Origin of the sequence: Streptomyces alkaliphilus, assembly GCF_014141535.1 — a bacterium.
Taxonomy (GTDB): Bacteria; Actinomycetota; Actinomycetes; order Streptomycetales; family Streptomycetaceae; genus Streptomyces; species Streptomyces alkaliphilus.
Window position 1 is genome coordinate 1 of the sequence record NZ_VKHT01000176.1, and the last position, 6,758, is coordinate 6,758.

General features: G+C 75.3%; 5 protein-coding genes. 4 read left to right on the forward strand and 1 reads right to left on the reverse strand.

The window, feature by feature from the left end; translation table 11 throughout:
- From FNQ90_RS28075 to FNQ90_RS08370, 4 genes are all read left to right on the forward strand, one after another.
- The coding region (locus FNQ90_RS28075; protein ID WP_267133029.1) for an LpqB family beta-propeller domain-containing protein at nt 1–2,229 on the forward strand (2,229 nt) is incomplete at its 5' end.
- 122 nt (nt 2,230–2,351) lie between these two features.
- A complete protein-coding gene (locus FNQ90_RS08360) occupies nt 2,352–3,137 on the forward strand; it encodes a ComF family protein (protein WP_182605787.1) in 786 nt (261 codons plus the stop codon).
- Nucleotides 3,138–3,712: 575 nt separating this feature from the next.
- Complete coding sequence (gene hpf / locus FNQ90_RS08365) at nt 3,713–4,408, forward strand: ribosome hibernation-promoting factor, HPF/YfiA family (RefSeq protein ID WP_143619787.1); 696 nt, start codon at nt 3,713–3,715, stop codon at nt 4,406–4,408.
- 328 nt (nt 4,409–4,736) lie between these two features.
- A complete protein-coding gene (locus FNQ90_RS08370) occupies nt 4,737–5,468 on the forward strand; it encodes a response regulator (protein WP_143619786.1) in 732 nt (243 codons plus the stop codon).
- Nucleotides 5,469–5,493: 25 nt separating this feature from the next.
- Here FNQ90_RS08370 and FNQ90_RS08375 read toward each other — a convergent pair whose 3' ends face one another.
- The gene (locus tag FNQ90_RS08375; RefSeq protein ID WP_228470966.1) at nt 5,494–6,687 is read right to left on the reverse strand and encodes a winged helix-turn-helix domain-containing protein; all 1,194 of its coding nucleotides are present in this window, start codon (nt 6,685–6,687) and stop codon (nt 5,494–5,496) included.
- Nucleotides 6,688–6,758 lie beyond the last annotated feature (71 nt).

Below are 6,758 nucleotides of genomic sequence, written 5' to 3' on the forward strand. Positions count from 1 at the left end.
GACCCGGGCGGGGCGGGGAGAGTCGAGAGGAGGCCGGCCGTGGACGGTGAGGGAAGGCTCCCGGGCGACGGGACGGCGGAGCGCGCGGCCTTCGGCCCGACGATTCGCCACGGGATGTCCGACAGGGTTTCCGACAGGACTTCGGGCGGGGTTTCCGCGGGTGCCTCCCGGGCCGGGCGGCTGCGCCGCCTGGGCGGCGCGCTGGTGGCCTGCGGGCTGTTGCTGAGCGGCTGTGCCTCGATGCCGGGCTCGGGGTCCGTGCAGCGGGTGGACTCGGATCGTCGGGCGGACGCCGACAGCCAGGTGCGGGTCTTCGGGGTCAGCCCCCAGCCCGGAGCGCTGCCGCAGGACATCGCGCGCGGTTTCCTGGAGGCGATCACCAGCGACGAGGCGGACTACGCGACCGCCCGCGAGTACCTGACCCCCGAGGCCGCCGAGAACTGGGACCCGATGGCCGGCACCACGGTGTTGGCGGACGGCCCGTTGCTGGCCGGCCGCCCGGCGGATCCGGCGCTCGACGGCACCGGCTTCGCCTTCGAGATCTCCGGCACCCGCCTGGCGGTGGTGGACGGGGGGCACGTGTACGGCCCGGACGAGGGCACCTACCGGGAGCGGCTGTCGCTGGTGCAGGTGGACGACGAGTGGCGGATCGACCGGCTACCCGACGGGCTGGTGCTGGGCGAGTCGGACTTCCGCCGCATCCACCGCGCGGTCAACCGCTACTACTACGCGGACGTCGGCCCGGAGGCGAGCCCGGTGCCGGGCGCCTCGGGAGTGCTGGTGGCCGATCCGATCCAGGTGCGCAGCCGGGTGGATCCGGTGGGCGAGGCCGTCGCCGCGCTGATAGAGGGGCCGAGCCCCTGGCTGGAGCCGGTGGTGAGGACGTACTTCCCGGAGGGCGCGCGGCTGATGGGCGACAGCCGGCCGGCGCCGGACGAGTCGGGGGTGCTGACCCTGCGCCTGGCCGGTCTCCCCGCGGACACGGGGCGCACCCTGTGCGAACGGATGGCGGCCCAGACCCTGCACACCGTGCGGGGGGTGGGCTCCGCCGAGGTCACCGAGGTCCGGCTGGCGACCCGGGCGGGCCGGGAGCTGTGTTCCCTGACCTCGTTGGAGGCCCAGACCCGGGCGCCGGGGTTGTTGATCGGCACCCAGGAGCGGCAGTACCTGCTGGACGATGAGCGGCGCCTGGTCGCGATCGAGGAGGAGGGACAGCCGCGCCCGGTGGCCGGTCCGCTGGGTCGTGAGGGCCCGGGGCCGCGCGCGGTGGCGGTGCGCCGGGACGAGGAGGTGGCGGCGGCCGTCTCGGCGGACGGATCCACCGTGTGGGTGACCGAGTTGACGGGCGACGCCGACACCCTCGGCGAACCTTTGTACGTTTCCGCCAGTGGCACGGGCTCCCCTGGCGGCGCGCTGTCGGAGGAGGGGGCCGGGGAAACCGACCCCGTCGACGGGGGTGACACCGACGGGGGAGCCGATGACGCCGGGGCGACCGGCACGGCGGATGGTTCCGAGGAGCCGGGCGGCGCCGGGGACGGCGGGGATCCCGACACGGCCGACGCCCCCTTCACGGCTCCGGTCGGCGGTGTCTCCACCCCGAGCTGGGACGGCCTGGGGGACCTGTGGTTCGCCGACCGGGACGCGGAGGCGGTCTCCGGCGGCACCGGTGCGCTGTACCGACTCCCGCGCGGCGGGACGGTCCCGCAGGAGGTCGAGGTGCGGGGTCTGCGCTCCGGACAGCGGCTGGAGTCGCTGCGGGTCTCCTCCGACGGGACCCGGGTGGCGTTGCTGATCTCGCAGCGCGAGCGCACCGCCCTGTACCTGGGACGGATCGAGCGCTCGGCGGACCCGGCGGACGACGGCCGCGCGGGGGAGGACGGCCGCGCCGGTGACGACGCGGGCCCCGCCGTGGTCGTGGACGGTCTGCGGCCGATCGCGCCGCACCTGGAGAACGTGGTGGCCGCCTCGTGGGCCGGAGCCGGGCGGTTGGTCGTGGCCGGCCGTCCCGAGGGCGGCGTGGACCAGATCCAGTACGTGGGTGTGGACGGTTCGACGGTGCCGGCCGCCCCGGTGCCCGGCCTGAGCGACGTGACCGGGGTGACCGCCTCGGAACGCGAGGACCGGCCGCTGCTGGCGGAGTCGGCGGACGGGGTGGCCCGGCTCCAGCAGCAGGACGCCCAGTGGAAGGTGGTCATGGCGGACGGCACCGGACCGGTTTATCCGGGCTGACCCCGGCGGGTGGGGTTCCAACGGCCCGCGGCCGGTACCGGGGCGGCCGAAACCACTCGGATCGGCACGGCGTTTTTCCACAGGGGTGGCCCGGGTCACCCCGGGTCCGCCACAGTGGTCGGGTGCTCGGACCGGGGCCGCGATGGCCCGAGGAACTGGTCTCCCTGGTGCTGCCCGCGGCCTGCGCGGGGTGCGCCGGGCGGGGAGCCCTGCTGTGCGGTCCCTGCCGCGGGCTGCTGACCCGGGAGGGGCCGCGCCGCATCCGGCCGCGTCCCGAGCCGCCCGGGCTGCCGCCGGTGCTCGCCGCGGCGGTGTACGCGGATCAGACCCGCGCGGTGCTGCTGGCCCACAAGGAGCGCGGCCGGCTGCCCCTGGCCGGTCCGCTGGGCGTCGCCCTGGCGGGGGCGGTGTGGGCGGCGGTGTCGGCCGCGCGGGCCCGACCCCGCCCCGGCGAGCTGGTGCGGCTGGTCCCGATTCCCTCGGAACGGGCGGCGGTGGCCCGGCGCGGCCACGACCCGGTGCTGCGGATCGCCCGCGCGGCCGCCGCCTGTCTGCGCCGCTCGGGACACGGCGCGCGGGTGGTGCCCTGTCTGGGACGGAGTCGTCCGGCGGCCGACCAGGTGGGACTGGGGGCGGCCGAGCGGTGGGAGAACCTGGCCGGGGCGCTGGTCGCCGTCCGCCCGCCCGCCTCCACCGTGGCCGGCTCGGGACCGGTGGTGCTCGTGGACGACCTGATCACCACCGGGGCGACGCTCGCGGAGGCCGCCCGGGCGCTCCGCGAGGCCGGTTGGGTCGCGGCGGCAGGGCCGTCCCGCGGGCCGGCGGACGATCTCACGGCCGCGCTGGTGGCGGCGGTGGTCGCGGGGCCGCCGCCGGGTGGTCGACCCGAGGTGGGGCCGAGCCGGTGAGAGCGCCGGGGTCATCCGCCGACGGCCGGCCGGGGACCCCGGACACCACCCGGTTCCCGAGGGGCGCCCCCCGGGGCAGACGGGCCCCATCGGCCACAGGGGGCCGATCGGATCCCGAGGGGGCCGTCCAGCGGGTGCCGCACCCCCCTGACCGGAGGTATTTTCGAGGAACAGAACCTTCCACCGCCGGCCCCTCCCATCGGGCGCCGGAGCTGCGCGAACCGGGGATCGGCACCTCCGGGGCCGGACGAGGTGGACGCTCCCGAGAGGGGTTGAGGGCATGGCGCGGGTTTGCCGCTTCACCCCCGGGTATGGAGTGACGTACCGGTGCGCGGGCGGGGCCCCGGGACGTGTGGTTCCGCTCCCGTGTCCCACGGGGGCAACCGTCCCCGCCGCCGGTGAGGAGTTCTTCGGGCAGGCGCCCGGAGACGCTCGGAGGGATCCGGATCGAGGAGGTGGGAGCCGCACCCCGATGTAACCCGAGGGGAGCGCCGGAAGATCCCCCGGACCCCTCGGACCCGGTGCACCAAGGGCGGCGACCGCCGGTGGCGGCCCGCCCGGGAACGGAGTTCTGCGTGGACATTGTCGTCAAGGGCCGCAAGACGGAGGTGCCGGAGCGCTTCCGGAGGCACGTGGCCGAGAAGCTCAAGATCGACAAAATCCAGAGGATCGACACGAAGGTCCTCAGCCTCGACGTGGAAGTGTCCAAGGAGCCCAACCCCCGGCAGGCGGACCGCTCCGACCGGGTGGAGATCACGTTGCGGCACCGGGGCCCGGTGATCAGGGCCGAGGCATCCGCCTCCGACCCCTACGGCGCCCTGGACCTGGCGGTGGAGAAGCTCGAGACCCGTCTGCGCAGGCGGCACGACAAGCGCACCTCCCGGCGCGGTCGTGACCGCATCCCCGCGAGCGCCGTGCCCGCCACGGTCATCGGCGCCGCCACCATCAACGGCGACGGGGAATTGGGCCCGGCCTCCCCGGAGGAGAAGGAGGAGCCGCAGATCCGGCGGGTCGGCCCGCTCGAGGTCGAGGGCGACGGACCGCTGGTGGTCCGGGAGAAGACCCACGCCGCCGCCCCCATGTCGCTGGACCAGGCGCTCTACGAGATGGAGCTGGTGGGCCACGACTTCTACCTGTTCGTGGACGCCGACTCCAAGCAGCCCAGCGTCGTCTATCGCCGGCACGCCTACGACTACGGGGTGATCCGGTTGGAGAACGACCCGCTGGCGGAATCCGCTCCGCCGGAGGCCGGGGACTCCTTGGGTACCTGACCGCACGGCGCCGGGGCCCGGGCCGGTGGGACGCGCGGTGGCCCGCGCGACCCACCGGCCCGGGCCCCGGGGATTTCGCCTCCCGGACGACCGGAGCCGCCGGATGTCCGGAGCCCCCACCGGGTGCCGTTCCCGGCGCTCCGTCGACGGTCCCGGTACCGTGCCGTCGTTCCCCGGCCGTTCTTCGGTCGCTCTTCGGCCCGGAACCGGCCCCGCCATCCGTGATGCGACGGACCGCGCCCGGACCGTGGAATCATGGCCCGAACCCGATCGGTCTCCCTTGGCGCCCGATCGGGAACGCACCGGCTCACGGGGGAGAAGAGGGATCATGGTCAACGGCTTCGGCCCCGGGACCGCGGCCGACGGTCCCGCGCCCGGGGATCACCGCGCGGAGCCGATCCGGGTCCTGGTCGTCGACGATCACGAACTCTTCCGTCGCGGCCTGGAGATCGTGCTCGCCCACGAGCCGGACATCCTGGTGGTGGGCGAGGCGGGCGACGGCTCGGAGGCCGTGGAGAAAGCCGCCGACCTGCTCCCGGACATCGTGCTGATGGACGTGCGGATGCCCCGCCGGGGCGGGATCGAGGCGTGCACCGCCATCAAGGAGGTGGCCCCCAGCGCGCGGATCATCATGTTGACGATCAGCGACGAGGAGGCCGACCTCTACGAGGCGATCAAGGCGGGTGCCACCGGCTACCTGCTCAAGGAGATCTCCACCGACGAGGTCACCGCCGCGATCCGGGCCGTGGCCGACGGGCAGTCCCAGATCAGCCCCTCGATGGCGGTGAAGCTGTTGACCGAGTTCAAGGCGATGGTCCAGCGCACCGGCGAGGAGCAACGGCTGGTGCCGGCGCCCCGGTTGACCGCCCGCGAGCTGGAGGTCCTCAAGCTCGTCGCCACCGGGAGGAACAACCGGGAGATCGCCCGCGACCTGTACATCAGCGAGAACACCGTCAAGAACCACGTCCGGAACATCCTGGAGAAGCTGCAACTGCACTCCCGGATGGAGGCCGTGGTCTACGCCGTGCGGGAGAAGATCCTCGATCTCGAGGGGGGCTGAGCGGCCGGCCCGCCGGCCGCCCCGGCTACGACCCGCCGGCCTCCGGCGCGAACTCCGTCGCCTCTCCGAGTGCCTCCACCAGTGCCGGCGCGGCGGTCGCCGGCACCACCCGCTCCACCCGGATCCTTTCGGCCGCCACCCAGCCCGCGGCCTCCCGCAGCGCGGCGGCCACCGCCGGCGCGGACCGCCGCGCCGCGGCGGACGTGCCCTCGAAACCGACCCGCCGGGCGATCAGCACCCCGCCCCGCTCGCGGGCCGGGTCCACCCGGGCGACCAGGTGTCCCCCGGCGAGCACCGGCATCGCGAAGTAGCCGTGGATCCGCTTCTCCTTCGGGGTGTACGCCTCCAGCCGGTGCGCCATGCCGAAGATCCGCTCGGTGCGGCGCCGGTCCCAGATCAGGGAGTCGAAGGGGGACAGCAGGGTGGTGCGGTGCCGACCGCGCGGGGGCTCCCGCAGCGCGGCCGGGTCGGCCCACGCCGGCTCCGACCATCCGTCGACCGCCACCGGCACCAGATCGGTGTGGGGCAGGGCCTTCGCGACCGAGGCGTTGGACAGCCGGTGCTGGTCGGCCAGGTCGGCGACGGTCGCCACGCCCAGGGCCCGCCCCGCCCGGCTCACCAGCTTCCGCACGCAGCTCTCGTCGTCGAGGTCGTCGTGGAACAACTCCCCCGGGACGGCCCGGTCGGCGAGTTCGTACACCCGTTTCCAGCCGCGCCGCTCGCGGCAGACCACCTCACCCACGTCCAACAGCCACTCCACGGCGATCTTCGTCTGCGACCAGTCCCACCAGGGGCCGCCGCGCTTGGCGCCACCCAGCTCGGTCGCGGTCAGCGGCCCCTCGGCGGCGAGCCGCTCGCGGACCGCGGTCAGAGCCGTCCCGGTGTCCTCCAGCCGGTGCCAGCGGTATCCCCGTTCCCGGTGGGCCCGGCGCCGGAAGGCGAACAGCGGCCAGTCCTCGATGGGCAGGACGCAGGCCGCGTGCGACCAGTACTCGAAGGAGTGACCCGGGGTCCAGTAGGCGGCCTCCACGGCGGGCCTGCCGACGGCGCCCAGCCGGGCGTAGGGGACCAACTCGTGCGAGCGGGCCAGGACGGAGATGGTGTCCAGCTGCACCGCGCCCAGCCGGCGCAGCATGCCGTGCACGCCGGCGCGGCGGTCGGGAGCGCCCAGCAGACCCTGGGCGCGCAACGCGAGGCGGCGGGCGTCGTCCGCCGACAGCTCCGCCTCCGGGGTCGGGCCGGGGCGGGAGCCGCGCCGGGGCCGGCCGGCCCCGGCCCTCGGTGCGTCGG